Raw genomic sequence first — 13,455 nt, 5'->3', positions numbered from 1 at the left:
GGGGGGGGGCGGGGGGGGCCCCCCGCGCCCCCCCCCCCGCGGGGGCGCCCCCCGGGGGGGGGGGCCGGGGGGGCGGGGGGGCCCGTCTGCCGGTTCACCGGAGGTGAACCGGTCCGATCACTTGAGGGCGCCCATGGACAGCCCGCGCACCAGCTGGCGCTGCGCGATCCAGCCGACGATGACGACCGGCAGCACCGCCAGCGTCGCCGCCGCCGACAACCGCGCCCAGTACAGGCCTTCGCTGGTGATGAAGCCGACCAGGAACACCGGCACCGTGGGTGCGTTGATCGCGGTCAGGTTCACCGCGAAGAAGAACTCGTTCCAGGCGAAGATCGCGCAGATCAGCGCGGTCGCGGCGATGCCGGGGGCCACCATCGGCAGCAGCACCCGGGTGAGTTCGGTGCGCAGCCCGGCACCGTCCACCTTCGCCGCCTCCAGCACCTCGGAGGGCACCTCCTGGAAGAACGAGCGCATCATCCACACCGCGATCGGCAGGTTCATGCCCGTGTAGAGCAGGACCAGCGACCAGACGTTGTCCAGCAGGTGCATGTTCTGCGCGGCCACGAAGATCGGCACGATCGCCGCGACCACCGGCAGCATCTTGGTGGAGATGAAGAAGAACAGCGCGTCCTTGGTGCCCTTCACCGGCCGGATGGACAGCGCGTAGGCCGCGGGCACGGCCAGCACCACCACCAGCAGGCACGAGATCACCGTGGCGATCAGCGAGTTCAGCAGGTACGGCCCGAGACCCCCGTCGAACACCAGCCGGTACTGGTCCAGCGTCGGGGTGAACAGGAACTTCGGGTCGTCGGTGTAGGCGTCGGCCTCCTGCTTGAACGACGTCAGCACCATCCAGAACACCGGGAACACGAACACGATCCCCAGCGCCCAGGCGATGATCGTCAGTGCGGTCCCTCCCGCCGTGCGGCGCTTCATTCCGAAACCTCCTTGCCGGAAATGGCGGTGAAGATCGCGCGCAACGCGAAGGTGGCCACGATGATGGTCAGGATCACGACCACGACGCCGAGCGCGGCCGCCTGGCCGACGTCGAAGCCCTGGAAGACCCGCTGGTAGAGGTAGTACGGCAGGTTGGTGGTGGCGATGCCGGGACCGCCCTGGGTCATCATGAAGATCTCGTCGAACGTGTTGACCACGTAGATCGAGCCCAGCAGCCCGGCCAGCTGGATGTAGCGGCGCAGGAACGGCAGCGTCATGAAGCGGAACGTCTGCCAGTGCGTGGCGCCGTCCATCTTGGCGGCCTCCAGCACGTCGCGCGGCTGGCTCTGCAGCCCGGCGAGCACGATCAGCATCATGAACGGCGTCCAGCGCCACACCAGCGCGGCCAGCACCGACACCATCGGGTGCTCCCCGACCCAGTCGACGCCGCCCAGCCCGATCGGGCTGAGCACCGCGTCCACCAGCCCGTAGGTGGGGTTGAGCATGCTCGTCTTCCACAGCAGCGCCGAGGCGACCGGCATGATCAGGAACGGGGTGATGAGCATGGTGCGCACCACGCCGCGCCCGAAGAACGGCCGGTCCAGCAGCAGCGCCAGCCCGACGCCCAGCGCCAGCGACACCAGCACGCAGCCGACGGTGATCACGACGGTGTTCAGCGCGGCCGTGTAGAACTCGCTGTCGGTGAAGACGTCCACGTAGTTCGACAGGCCGATGAAGCCCCACGAACCGGGGTTGAGCAGGTTCCACGAGTGCAACGAGTAGAAGATCGTCGCGAGGAACGGGGCCTGCGTGATGATGATCGTGAAGATCAGCGCGGGCAGCAACGGTCCCCGGCGGGACCACTTCTCCTTGCGGCTGAGGGTCGCGCCCTTGGCCGCGGTCATCTCCGCAGTGCTCATGGCCGGTAGTTCTCCCCCACGGTGTCGGCGTAGCGCTGCGCCTGCTCCAGCGCTTCGTCAGCGGTCTTGCTCCCGGCGATGGCCGCGGACATCTGCTGGCTCACGCGGGTGCCGAGGTCGACGAACTCGGGGATGCGCACGAACTGCAGGCCCTGGTAGGGCGTGGGCTGGGAGCTCGGGGTGGTCTGGTCGACGCGGCTGATGCCGTGCAGCGTCTGCTGCCCGAACGCCGCGGCGGCCTTCTCGTACTCCGGCATCTCGTAGGTGGACTGGCGGCTGCCCGGGGGCAGGTTCTGCCAGCCGAGCCGCTCGCCGACGGTCCGCAGGTACTGCTTGGAGGTGGACCAGGCGATGAAGTCGAACGCCTCGTCGGGCATCTCGGTCGTCTTCGGCACGCCCAGCGCCCAGGTGTAGAGCCAGCTGGCGGGCTTGCCGCCGGGGCCGGTCGGCGCGTTCGCGTAGCCGATCTTGCCGGAGACGGTGCTCTCCTTCGGGTCCTCCAGCGTGCCCGCCGAGGACGTCGAGTCGAACATCATCGCCGCGTTGCCCTGGCCGAACTCGGTGAGGCATTCGGTGAAGCCGCTGCTGGAGGCGCCGGGCTCGCCGTGGTCGCGCACCAGGTCCACGTAGAAGTTCACCGCCTCGCGCACCTCGGGCGAGGTGAGCTGCGCGTTCCAGTCCTCGTCGAACCAGCGCCCGCCGAAGGAGTTGATCATGGTGTTGAGGGGCGCCATCACCTCGCCCCACCCGGGCAGGCCGCGCAGGCAGATCCCGGCGCGACCGCCGGGGCCGCCGTCGAGCTTCGCCGCCATGTCCGCGACCTGCTGCCAGGTCGGGTTCTCCGGCATCGTCAGCCCGGCCTCGGCGAACAGGTCCTTGCGGTAGTTCAGCAGCGCCGTCTCGCCGTAGAACGGGGCCGCGTACATGTGGCCCTGGTACGACAGCGAGTCCTTGATGGACGGGATGAAGTCGTCCTTGTCGTAGCCCGGAGTCGCGTCCATCCGCGGATCCAAATCGTGCAGCCAGCCGTTCGCCGCCCAGATCGGCGTCTCGTAGTTGCTGACCATCACCACGTCGAACTGGCCGCTCCCGGTGGCCACCGACTGGGTGATCTTGTCCCGCGCCTGGTTCTCCGGCAGCGAGATGAACCGCACCCGCACGTCGGGGTGCTGCGCCTCGAACTCCCCGACCAGGTCCTGCATGTCCTCCATCTGCGGGTTCGACACCACCGCCACCCGCAGCACCCGGCGCCCGTCGCCGGACCCGATCGCTCCCGCTCCCGCGCAACTCGCGGTGAGCAGCACCGCCGCCGCCATGGCGACCAGCGACCACCATTTCCTGCCGAAATTCATCGGCATCCCTTTCTGCCGTTGCTCACGCTCGCACCACGCGCGGGCCGATCGCCTCGATGTCCTCGGCGATGCCCTGGTCCAGCCCGGTATCGGTGACCAGCACGTCGACCTCGGAGAGTTCGCCGTACCGGTGCAGGGAAACCGGGCCGATCTTGCTGTGGTCCGCGAGCAGGACCCGTCGTCGCGCCCCGCGCAACATCAGTGTTTTGATCTCAGCGGAATTCTGGTCCGGAGTGGTGAGGCCCCGATGCAGGGAAACCCCGTCGGTGCCCAGGAAGGCGACATCGGCGAACACCTCTCGCCACCGTTGCGCCGCCCAGGTCCCGACACCTCCGTTGGTGGTCACGCGCACCCGTCCGCCCGGGGTGAGCACCGACAGGTTGGGCCGCGCCGCCAACGAGACGGCGATGCTCAAGCTGTCCGTGATCACCGTGAGCGGGCGGTCGGCCGGCAGCAGTTCCGCGAACCGGGCACACGTGGTGCCGGATTCGATGAGGATGGCGCCTTCGGCAGGCAGTTCGGCGAGAGCGGCCCGCGCGATGCGGGTCTTCTCGGCGACCATCACGTTCTCTCGGGCGGACAGCTGCGGATCGAAACTCCACCGCTCCACCGGGATAGCACCCCCGTGCACGCGGTGCAGGAGTCCGTGCTCTTCCAGCACGGTCAGGTCGCGCCTGATCGTCTCCGGGGTCACTTGCAGCTCCCCCGCGAGTCCGGTCACGTCGACGCGGCCCTCCTGCCTCGCACGCTCGACGATGAGCTGCTGGCGTTCACGCGCGTACACCCTGGTCGGCCTCCGGTCTCGACCCGACTCCGATGCCCGAATCGGTCCGCTTTCATCTGACCGAGTTTGTTTAGCCGGTGTTCGCAGTCACCGTCAAGGGTGCACGACCAGCAATAGGACCAGCGTCCGCCCCGATCAGCCCAAGGTGAATGCGGAGCGTGACCACAGGAATACGCGCAGAAGCAAAAGGAGTCGGAAGCAGACGGCGGCAGCGACCATCTGGCCCAGGATGTGCGGCAACGGCACCACAGGACCGCGCGGAACCGTGGTCTCGGAACCGATGAAGATCCCATTCGAGCAACGATCGACCGGAGATCGCCGGTCACGGTCCCGTCGGCGGCCGGAACGCGAACGGGCCGGGGTGGTCGCCCACCCCGGCCCGCCGGTCCTCGCGGCCCGCCGCGCGCGTCAGCTGCGCAGCATCTCCGCGACGAGGAACGCCAGCTCCAGCGACTGCTGGGTGTTCAGCCGCGGGTCGCAGGCCGTCTCGTACCGGCCGGCCAGGTCGGTGTCCGAGATGTCCTGGGCGCCGCCGAGGCACTCGGTGACGTCCTCGCCGGTCAGCTCGATGTGGATGCCGCCCGGGTGGGTGCCCATCCGGTGGTGCACCTCGAAGAAGCCCTGCACCTCGTCGACGACGCGGTCGAAGTGGCGGGTCTTGTAGCCGGTGCTCGACTCGTGGGTGTTGCCGTGCATCGGGTCGCACTGCCACACCACCTGGTGGCCGGTGGCGCTGACCTTCTCCACGATCGCGGGCAGCACGTCGCGCACCTTGCCGTTGCCCATCCGGCTGATCAGCGTCAGGCGGCCGGGCTCGTTGTTCGGGTCGAGCCGCTCCACGTACTCCACGGCCATCTCCGGCGTGGTGGACGGGCCGATCTTCAGGCCGATCGGGTTCGCGATCTGCTCGGCGAAGGCCACGTGCGCGTGGTCGAGCTGACGGGTGCGGTCCCCGATCCACAGGAAGTGCCCGGACAGGTCGTAGAGCCGCGGCGATTCCTGCGAGCCGTCCAGCCGCAGCATCGCCCGCTCGTAGTCCAGGACCAGCGCCTCGTGGCTCGCGTACAGGTCGACCGCGTGCAGGCTGGTGTCGTCCACCCCGCAGGCCGCCATGAAGCGCAGCCCGCGGTCGATCTCGGCGGCGACGGACTCGTAGCGCTCGCCCGCGGGCGAGTTGAGCACGAAGTCCTTGTTCCAGTCGTGCACCTTCGTCAGCGCGGCCATGCCGCCGCTGGTCAGCGCGCGGGACAGGTTCATCGCGGCGCTGGCGTTGGCGTAGGCGCGGATCAGCCGGGACGGGTCGTGCCTGCGGGCCTCCTCGGTGGCGACCAGCGAGTTGACCATGTCACCGCGGTAGCTGGGCAGTCCGAGCGCGTCGGTGCCGCTGGAGCGCGGCTTGGCGTACTGCCCGGCGAGCCTGCCGAGCTTGACCACCGGCATGCTCGCGCCGTAGGTGAGCACGACCGCCATCTGCAGCAGGGTGCGGATGTTGCCGCGGATGTGCGGCTCGGTGTTGTCCGCGAAGGTCTCCGCGCAGTCCCCGCCTTGCAGCAGGAACGCCTCGCCGCGGGCGACGGCGGCGAGTTGTCCGCGCAGCCGGTCCACCTCGGAGGGCACGGTCACCGGCGGCACGCTCTCCAGCACCTTGCGGACCTTCGCGACCTGTTCCTCGGGCCACTCGGGCTGCTGTGCGGCGGGCAGCTTCAGCGCCTCGTCCAGGCGGGCGCGCATCTCAGGGGGCAGCGGAGGAAGTTCCGGAAGTTCATCGACCGGAACATCGACGGTCCAATTCACATTTACCAGGATAGGCCGTGCTGGCCAGTGCATTTCACCTGGGAGAGACGGAGCGCACGCCGGGCGAATCGATTCACCCGCTCGGCCGCCCGGGACGACCGCCCGGGACGCGCGGACGCCGCCCCACCCGGTGGGCGGGACGGCGCCGGAACGATCACCGCGTCAGCCGAACAGCACCTCGGCCTCGGCGTAGCGGGACAGCGGAACGGTCTTCAGCTTCGCCGTCGCCTCCCCCAGCGGGACCCGCACGATGTCGGTGCCGCGCAGCGCCACCATCTTGCCGAAGGCGCCCTCGCTGACCGCGTCCACCGCGTGCAGCCCGAAGCGGGTCGCCAGCACCCGGTCGTAGGCGGTCGGCGTGCCGCCGCGCTGGGTGTGGCCGAGCACGACCGCGCGGGATTCCTTGCCGGTGCGCCGGGCCAGCTCGTCGGCCAGCCAGGTTCCGACGCCGCCGAGGCGCACGTGGCCGAACGCGTCGGTCTCCCCGGTCAGCAGCACCTCCTGGCCGTCCTGCGGGACGGATCCCTCGGCGACCACGATGATCGGCGCGTACTGCCGCTCGAAGCGCTGCTGCACCCACTCGCAGACCTGGTCCACGCTGAACGGCTTCTCCGGCCCGAGGATCACGTTCGCGCCGCCGGCCAGCCCGGAGTGCAGCGCGATCCAGCCCGCGTGCCGCCCCATCACCTCCACCACCAGCGCCCGGTGGTGCGATTCGGCGGTGGTGCGCAGCCGGTCGATCGCCTCGGTGGCGATGTGCACGGCGGTGTCGAAGCCGAACGTGTAGTCGGTGGCGTCGAGGTCGTTGTCGATCGTCTTCGGCACGCCCACCACCGGCACGCCGTCCTGGTTGAGCCGCTCGGCGACGCCGAGGGTGTCCTCGCCGCCGATCGCGATCAGCGCGTCCACCCCGTGCTCGGCGAGGGTCCGCTTGATCTTCTCGACGCCGTCCTGCTCCTGGTACGGGTTGGTGCGCGAGGAACCGAGGATGGTGCCGCCGCGGGCGAGGACGTCCTCGACCTGCTCCAGCCCGAGCGGCATCGTGAGCCCGTCCATCGGCCCCCGCCAGCCGCTGCGGAACCCGACGATCTCGTGCCCGTGCACCGCGATCCCCTTGCGGGTGACCGCGCGCAGCACCGCGTTCAACCCCGGGCAGTCGCCACCGCCGGTCAACACTCCGATACGCGTTCCAGCCGGCATCGTCGCCGCCTCCCTTGATCCGCTCCATGAGTGATCTGGATCTCGTGGGGAGCCTGTCACGCCCTGTATCGGTGCAGCAAGTACTCCGACCGGGCGACAAATCGGGCGCGAATGATGCGAAGATCGGCGAAGTACCTGGTCAGCGAGGACGGGCGCTCACAGCGGGAACCCGCGCTTGCGCTGCACCTCCTCGATCACCTTCCACCGGGTGAGGTTGTGCCGGGCGTCGGCGAGGGCGTCGTGCGCGTTCGCCGGCGCGGAGGGCAGCCGCGGCTTGCCGACGTCCTCCCAGCGCTGCCGCAGGTCCCGGGTGAACTTGGGGACCTTCGGCGGCAGCGCGGGCATCGCGCCCCACAGCTGCGCCAGCGCCACGTGGTCGTAGGAGGCCAGCCAGGCCCACAGCTCCACGTCCTGATCGCGCGCGGTCAGGAACTCGTAGAGGTCGTCCCGGATCCGGCTGCGCGAGCGCCACGCCCGGTCCGCGGGCGGCGGCAGCTGCGGCAGCACGTTGCGGCGCACCCACTGCCCCGCCTTGGACTCGTCGAACTCGGTGGACACGGCGTAGAACTCGCGGCCGGTCTCGTCGACCACCCCGATCGAGACCAGGTCGATGGTCTGGCCGTCCTCGATGAACTCACAGTCGTAGAAGAACCGCACCGGTCCAGCGTAAGGACGGCGCCCACCGGTCAGGACCGGCCCCGGGGACCGTCGCCCGATGAGCGGTGTGCTGGGCCGCCGACGTCCTCGGCGGTCTTCCGCCCGAGGACGGCGACTTCCGGGGGACCGGCCGGAGATCCGGCCCGGTGCGGGCGATCAGGGCCGGCGAGCCGGGCGCGGCAGGAGCGCGCGGCGGTCAGCCGGCCTGGGAGCGCGGCAGCCGGTCGGCGCCGCCGGGACCGTCCGGCCGGCCCTGCACGGTCCAGCCCGCGACGTGCTTGCCCTGCGCGGCCAGGTCGTCCTTGGCCTTCGCGGCGTAGACGTCCACGTACTCCTGGCCGGACAGCTCCATCAGCGCGTACATGATCTCGTCGGTGATCGAGCGCTCCACGAACCGGTCGCCCGCGAGCCCTTCGTAGCGGGAGAAGTCCAGCGGCTCGCCGACCTTCACCTTCACCTTGTGCGGGTACCACATCTTGGAGCCGATGGGGTTGACCTTGTCGGTGCCGAACATCGCGATCGGGATGACCGGCACGTCGGCCTCCAGCGCCATGCGTGCGACCCCGGTCTTGCCCTTGTAGAGCCGGCCGTCCGGGGAGCGGGTGCCCTCCGGGTAGACGCCGAGGAGCTTGCCCTCGCGCAGCAGCCGCACCCCGGTGTCCAGCGCGGCCTGCGCCGCGGCACCGCTGGAGCGGTCGATCGGCACCTGGCCGACGCCGGAGAAGAAGTACTTCTGCAGCTTGCCCTTGATCCCGGTGCCGGTGAAGTACTCCCGCTTGGCCAGGAACGTCACCCGGCGCGGCATCATCAGCGGCATGAAGAACGAGTCGGCGACCGCGACGTGGTTGCTGACCAGGATCGCCGCTCCGGACTCCGGCACGTGCTCGACGCCCTCCACCCGTGGACGGCAGAACAGCTTCATGAGCGGACCGAGCACGATGTGCTTCATCACCCAGTACAGCACGCGCCGCTGCCTTTCTGAACACCCGGAATGCCTCGTTCAAGGTTACGGAGCCCGGTCTGCCCGCACAATGCGACCCCGCCCGAGACGGATCACGCGCTTGGAGATCGCCCCGCGGAGGCCCCTCGCGTGCGACGATGTCCGGACAGCGGCGGATCGATGGCGGTAGGAGGCTGCGGTGCCCGTTCTTCCCGGCGCCGAACCGTTCGTGCACGACGGGTCCGACGAGATCGGCGTCCTGCTGTGCCACGGGTTCACCGGAACTCCGCAGAGCATGCGGGGCTGGGGTGAGCACCTGGCCGCCGATGGCTTCACGGTGCGCTGCCCGCGGCTGCCCGGGCACGGAACCCGCTGGCAGGACCTCAACCGCACCGGCTGGACCGACTGGTACGCGGCCGTGGAGCGGGAGCTCGCCGAGCTGACCGGGCGCTGCCGCTCGGTGTTCGTCTTCGGCATGTCGATGGGCGGCACGCTCACGTTGCGGCTCGCGCAGCAGCACCCGGAGCTGTCCGGGATCGTGCTGGTGAACCCGTCGGTGACCACGCTGCGCAAGGACGCGTTCCTGCTGCCCGCGCTGTCCCGGGTGCTGCCGTCGATCCCCGGCCTGGCCGGGGACATCGCGAAGCCGGGCGCCGTCGAGCTCGGCTACGACCGGACGCCGCTGCGCGCGGCCGCGAGCCTGCAGCGGTTGTGGCGGCTGGTCCGCCGCGACCTCGGGAAGGTGCGGCAGCCGGTGCTGCTGGCGCGCTCCGCCACCGATCACGTCGTCGAGCCGGTGAACTCGACGATCGTGCTGGAGGGCATCCGAAGCGGCGACGTCACCGAAGTCGTGCTGCGCGACAGCTACCACGTGGCGACCCTCGACCACGACGCCGCGTCGGTGTTCGCCGGTAGCGTCGAATTCGTCCGCAGGATCCACCGCGAGCGTGTCGAGGAACCCGCATGAGCACCCGCCATGAGAACGCCGACGGCCCGGAGGACATCGACGCCGCCTTCGCCGAGATCGTCGCAGGTCTCGAACAGGACGAGCCGATGGCGCGGTGGCCGGAGGAGCAGGACCGGAGCACCGAGGACGCGTCGCCGAAGCCCGCCGCGCCCGAGGCCGCGTCCGCGCCGCGGGACTGGACGCCGCCCGCCGACGCGCCCGACGAAGGGCACTACGAGCCGCCGGAACCGCCGCCGATGCCCCGGCCCGGGGTCGCCACGGTCGGCGGCATCCTGCTGGTCGTGCTGGGGATGACGCTGCTGCTGGTGCCCGGTCTCGTCGGCCTGGGTGCCACGGCGGCGCTGCCGATCGGGCTGGTCGCGGTGAGCGGCGGCATCGGCTGGCTGCTGTTCCGGATGCGCCGGACACCTCCCGCGGACCCCACCGACGACGGCGCCCAGCTCTGACCACGTGCGCCGGCGGGTCCGGCGAGCGGCCCGCTCACGCGCGGCGCCGCGAGGTGATCATCTGAGGTGCGTGGCGGTGGCGGCCACGTGCTCCCTGGCGAGGGTGGCGGCGCCGACGATGCCCGCTTCGTCGCCGCGCTTGGCGACCCGCACCTGGGCCAGCGGGCGGTGGCCGGTGCCGGTGAGCGCCGCGGCGTAGTGCCGCCGGGCCGCGGGCAGGAACAGGTGCGCCGAGCCGGACACGCCACCGGCGAGCACCACGACCTCCGGGTCGTAGACGTCGGCGACCAGCGCCAGCCCTTCGCCGAACCAGCGCGCGAGCTCGTCCACGGCGCGCGCCGCCACCGGATCGCCCTGCTCGGCGGCTTGGGCGACGCGTTCCCCGGTGATCTCGCCGGGGTCCTTGGCGGCTTCGGCGGCCAGCGGGGAGGACGGGTCCTCGGCGAGCAGTTCCAGCGCGGTCGCGGCCAGCGCGGTGCCGCTGCAGTAGCGCTCCCAGCAGCCCCGCTTCCCGCAGGGGCAGGCCCGTCCGCCGGGCACCAGCCGCAGGTGCCCCAGTTCGGGGGCGACGCCGTGCGCGCCGCGGAACACGTCGCCGTCCAGCACCAGCGCGCCGCCGATGCCGGTGCCGAGCGCGACGAGCGCCGCGACCTTCGCCCCGGCCGCCGCGCCGAAGCGCTGCTCGGCGATCGCGGCCGCGTTCGCGTCGTGCTCCAGCACCACCGGCAGCCGCACGCGGTCGGCGATGTTGTCCGCGACCGCGACGTGCCGCCACGGCAGGTGCGGGGCGAACCGCACCACCCGCCGGTCCTCGCTGACGAAGCCAGCCACGGCGAGCCCCACCCCGGCGACCGGGTACTGGTCGGCGAGGCACAGCACGGTGTCGGCGATCGCCGAGTCCAGTTCCGGGCCGGTGCCCGCGGACGGCACCCGCAGCGTGTCGAGCACGGTGCCCTGCGGGTCGACGACGCTGGCGCGCAGGCTGGTGCCGCCGACGTCCACCCCGACGGTCAGCACTCGGCACCTCCGCTCGCGGCTTGCGCGGCGGTCCGGCCGCGAACCCGCCGCACGTCGATGCGCTGCACCTTCGACGGCGCCGGTTCCGCCGGTTCGGGCGGCGGGGCCGCGGCTCCGGCCGGGCGGGGCTCGGCGGATTCGCGGAGCAGGTCCAGCAGCCCGGCGAGCTGGTCGGCGAGCCGGGAGGTCAGCTCGGGACGTTCGCCGCGCAGCAGGCTCGCGATCGCGCAGACCGGGCACCAGCCGCAGGACGGGCCGGCGCGGTCCTCGCGGACGCCGTCCCGCTCGCCGGGGGCCGGGCCGCCGGGAGCGGGGCCGCCGCCCGTGCCGAGGTCGTCGGTGCCCGCGTGCGCGGCGTGCTCGGCGCCGCCGAGTCCGCGCAGGTACTCCTCCGCGCGCCCCGCGGCCGCGTCGAGCAGCAGCCGGAACTCCTCGGCCATCCGGTCGCGGCCGGATCCGGTCGCCCGGGACTCGTCGGCGGAGCCCCCGGTACCGGCGCTCGTCGTGCCCGTCCCCGCGGCATCGGGTCGTTCACCGCGCATCTGGTCCACCACCTCCACTGCTCGGGTCCGCTCTCATCGCATCCACTGGCCGGGGTCCGGCCGGAACGACACGGTCAGCCCGTCGTCGGCGGCCACCGCGCCGGTCACGGCGCAGCGGCGCAGCACCGCGGGCAACGCGATCAGCCGCCGCCTGCCGTCGACGGTGACGGCGAGCTCGTCGCCGATCCGCGCGAGGTCCACCTCGGCGTCCTCGTGCAGCGGCAGGCCCAGCCGCAACGTGTACTCCGCGTCCAGCGATCGGCCACCGCCGCCGAGCTCCACCTCCGGTGCGCTCGCGGCGCCGGCCAGCGGATCGTCCTCCCCGTAGAGCTCGTCGGCGAGTTCCAGCAGCGCCGCCCCCACCGGTTCCGCCGCCCGGTGCAGCACCGCGCGCACCGGCAGGTCGGTCGCCGCCCGCACCTCGGCCAGCACATTCTCCTGCTCCCGGCGGCGGGTGCGCAGCCAGGTCGCCGCCTCGCCCCGGGCCGAGCCGGGGTGCGGCACCAGCCGGTTCGCCACCAGCCCGTCGACCCGGACCTGCTGCAGCGCCAGTGCGGTAAGCGTGCGCCGGGTCTCGGCAGCCACCACCGCTTCCGGGGTGAGCACCAGGCGCACCCCGGTCCGCGGCGAGAGCAGCATGGTCCGCAGCTCCAGCAGCCGGTCCGCGAGCCGCCCGAGCGCGTCGGCCACCCCGTCCCAGCGCTCCACGTTCTCGCTGCCCGCCACGCCCGCGAGCAGGCCGCGCACCACGCGCCGGTGCGCCGGGAACAGCCGTTCCAGGTAGCCGGACAGCGATTCGGGCAGCGCCAGCAGCCGCAGCGTCTCGGCGGTGGGGCCGCAGTCGACGACGACGGTGTCCCACATCCCGCCCGCGGCGAAGCGGTGCACCTCGGCGAGCGCGAGCAGGTCCTCGACCCCGGGCAGGTGGGTGAGCTCCTCGGCGTCGAGTTCGCCGACGCCGGCGCCGAGCAGCATCGTGCGCAGGTGTTCCCGCAGGTCCGCCCAGGCCCGGTCGAGCAGGTCGCGGGTCTGCACCTCGGCCGCGTGCAGCCGGGCGGTCCGCTGCCCGGCGCGGAGCTCGACCTCGGCGGGATCGGCGCTCAGCGCCGCGCCGAGGGAGTCGCCGAGGGAGTGCGCGGGATCGGTGGAGACCACCAGCACCTTCTGCCCGAGCTCGGCGAGGCGTGCGGCGGTCGCGGCGGCGAGGGTCGTCTTGCCGACGCCGCCTTTTCCGGTGAACAACAGGATGCGCAAGGGCGGTCTCTGGATCGGGTCGGGGCTGTTGCCGGGGCGGACCGACCGGTCGCCGAGCTGCCCGGCCACCGGAACGGCGGGTCACCGCGCCGAGGAGTGCTGCGGTGTGGATCTGGTGCGGCGCCGCCCGGGACACCGGTCACGACCGGGTGCGGATCTCCGGCGCCGCCGCGCCGCGGTGCTGGAGCGCCCGGGTCAGGAGCGGGCTTCGACCCGGCGCTTGAGCTCCTTCAGCGCCGTGTTCATGATCATTTTTTCGGCCTTGCGCTTGAACATGCCGATCATCGGGATCGCCAGGTCCACCGCGAGGCTGTAGGTCACCTCGGTGCCGCCGTCCTTCGGCGCGAGCCGGTAGCTGCCCTGCTGCGCCTTCTGGACCTGCCCCTCGGACAGCGTCCAGCTCACCGACAGCCCGTCCTCGGCCCACTCGTAGACGTTGACGTAGGTGTCCTTGACCACCCCGGCGTCGAGCACGAAGCGCACCTTCTCGGCCTGCCCGGAGCCGGTGGTCGAGAGCACCTCGGTCTCCTTGACCGCTTCCACCCATTCCGGGTAGCTGGCGAAGTCCGAGATCACCGCCATGATCTCGGCCGCGGCTGCCTGGATCACGATGGACTGGGTGGACTGATCGACCATGCCCCGAAGA

The 13,455-nt window shown here is 71.7% G+C and carries 14 protein-coding genes; 2 read left to right on the top strand and 12 right to left on the bottom strand.

What is annotated here, in order from left to right; translation table 11 throughout:
• Positions 1-117: 117 nt before the first annotated feature.
• The 8 genes from LCD33_RS16625 to LCD33_RS16590 form a co-directional block, all read right to left on the bottom strand.
• Positions 118-936, bottom strand: a complete 819-nt coding sequence (locus tag LCD33_RS16625) for a carbohydrate ABC transporter permease (protein ID WP_224955333.1) — start codon at positions 934-936, stop codon at positions 118-120.
• Positions 933-1,856: a carbohydrate ABC transporter permease gene (locus LCD33_RS16620; protein ID WP_374108060.1), complete on the bottom strand. Its 924-nt coding sequence runs from the start codon at positions 1,854-1,856 to the stop codon at positions 933-935. Before LCD33_RS16620 ends, LCD33_RS16625 begins: the two co-directional genes overlap by 4 nt.
• A complete protein-coding gene (locus LCD33_RS16615) occupies positions 1,853-3,214 on the bottom strand; it encodes a sugar ABC transporter substrate-binding protein (protein WP_224955332.1) in 1,362 nt (453 codons plus the stop codon). The genes LCD33_RS16620 and LCD33_RS16615 overlap by 4 nt, the downstream gene beginning before the upstream one ends.
• 16 nt (positions 3,215-3,230) lie before the next feature.
• Positions 3,231-3,992, bottom strand: a complete 762-nt coding sequence (locus tag LCD33_RS16610; RefSeq protein ID WP_224955331.1) for a DeoR/GlpR family DNA-binding transcription regulator — start codon at positions 3,990-3,992, stop codon at positions 3,231-3,233.
• A gap of 408 nt (positions 3,993-4,400) precedes the next feature.
• Positions 4,401-5,819 (bottom strand): class II 3-deoxy-7-phosphoheptulonate synthase, encoded by a 1,419-nt coding sequence (locus LCD33_RS16605; RefSeq protein WP_224978017.1) that lies wholly within the window; start codon positions 5,817-5,819, stop codon positions 4,401-4,403.
• Positions 5,820-5,948: 129 nt separating this feature from the next.
• On the bottom strand, positions 5,949-6,986 hold the full coding sequence (locus LCD33_RS16600) for a 6-phosphofructokinase (RefSeq protein ID WP_224978016.1): 1,038 nt from the start codon (positions 6,984-6,986) through the stop codon (positions 5,949-5,951).
• Positions 6,987-7,142: 156 nt separating this feature from the next.
• Complete coding sequence (locus tag LCD33_RS16595; protein ID WP_224955328.1) at positions 7,143-7,643, bottom strand: polyadenylate-specific 3'-exoribonuclease AS; 501 nt, start codon at positions 7,641-7,643, stop codon at positions 7,143-7,145.
• A 196-nt stretch (positions 7,644-7,839) separates the two neighbouring features.
• Positions 7,840-8,607: a 1-acyl-sn-glycerol-3-phosphate acyltransferase gene (locus LCD33_RS16590; RefSeq protein WP_224955327.1), complete on the bottom strand. Its 768-nt coding sequence runs from the start codon at positions 8,605-8,607 to the stop codon at positions 7,840-7,842.
• Positions 8,608-8,782: 175 nt separating this feature from the next.
• Here LCD33_RS16590 and LCD33_RS16585 point away from each other — a divergent pair, with 175 nt between their 5' ends.
• A complete protein-coding gene (locus LCD33_RS16585) occupies positions 8,783-9,550 on the top strand; it encodes a carboxylesterase (RefSeq protein WP_224955326.1) in 768 nt (255 codons plus the stop codon).
• The gene (locus tag LCD33_RS16580) at positions 9,547-9,996 is read left to right on the top strand and encodes a DUF308 domain-containing protein (protein ID WP_224966976.1); all 450 of its coding nucleotides are present in this window, start codon (positions 9,547-9,549) and stop codon (positions 9,994-9,996) included. Before LCD33_RS16585 ends, LCD33_RS16580 begins: the two co-directional genes overlap by 4 nt.
• A gap of 57 nt (positions 9,997-10,053) precedes the next feature.
• Here LCD33_RS16580 and LCD33_RS16575 read toward each other — a convergent pair whose 3' ends face one another.
• From LCD33_RS16575 to LCD33_RS16560, 4 genes are all read right to left on the bottom strand, one after another.
• A complete protein-coding gene (locus tag LCD33_RS16575) occupies positions 10,054-11,013 on the bottom strand; it encodes an ROK family protein (protein ID WP_224955324.1) in 960 nt (319 codons plus the stop codon).
• The gene (locus LCD33_RS16570) at positions 11,007-11,555 is read right to left on the bottom strand and encodes a hypothetical protein (protein ID WP_224955323.1); all 549 of its coding nucleotides are present in this window, start codon (positions 11,553-11,555) and stop codon (positions 11,007-11,009) included. Before LCD33_RS16570 ends, LCD33_RS16575 begins: the two co-directional genes overlap by 7 nt.
• A gap of 33 nt (positions 11,556-11,588) precedes the next feature.
• Positions 11,589-12,809, bottom strand: a complete 1,221-nt coding sequence (locus LCD33_RS16565; protein WP_224955322.1) for an ArsA family ATPase — start codon at positions 12,807-12,809, stop codon at positions 11,589-11,591.
• A 195-nt stretch (positions 12,810-13,004) separates the two neighbouring features.
• Positions 13,005-13,445, bottom strand: a complete 441-nt coding sequence (locus tag LCD33_RS16560; RefSeq protein ID WP_224955321.1) for an SRPBCC family protein — start codon at positions 13,443-13,445, stop codon at positions 13,005-13,007.
• Positions 13,446-13,455 lie beyond the last annotated feature (10 nt).

Source organism: Saccharopolyspora sp. 7B, assembly GCF_020177435.1.
GTDB lineage: Bacteria > Actinomycetota > Actinomycetes > Mycobacteriales > Pseudonocardiaceae > Saccharopolyspora_C > Saccharopolyspora_C gregorii.
The sequence above is the reverse complement of the archived record's forward strand: the minus strand, read 5'-3'. Positions and strand labels throughout refer to the sequence as shown.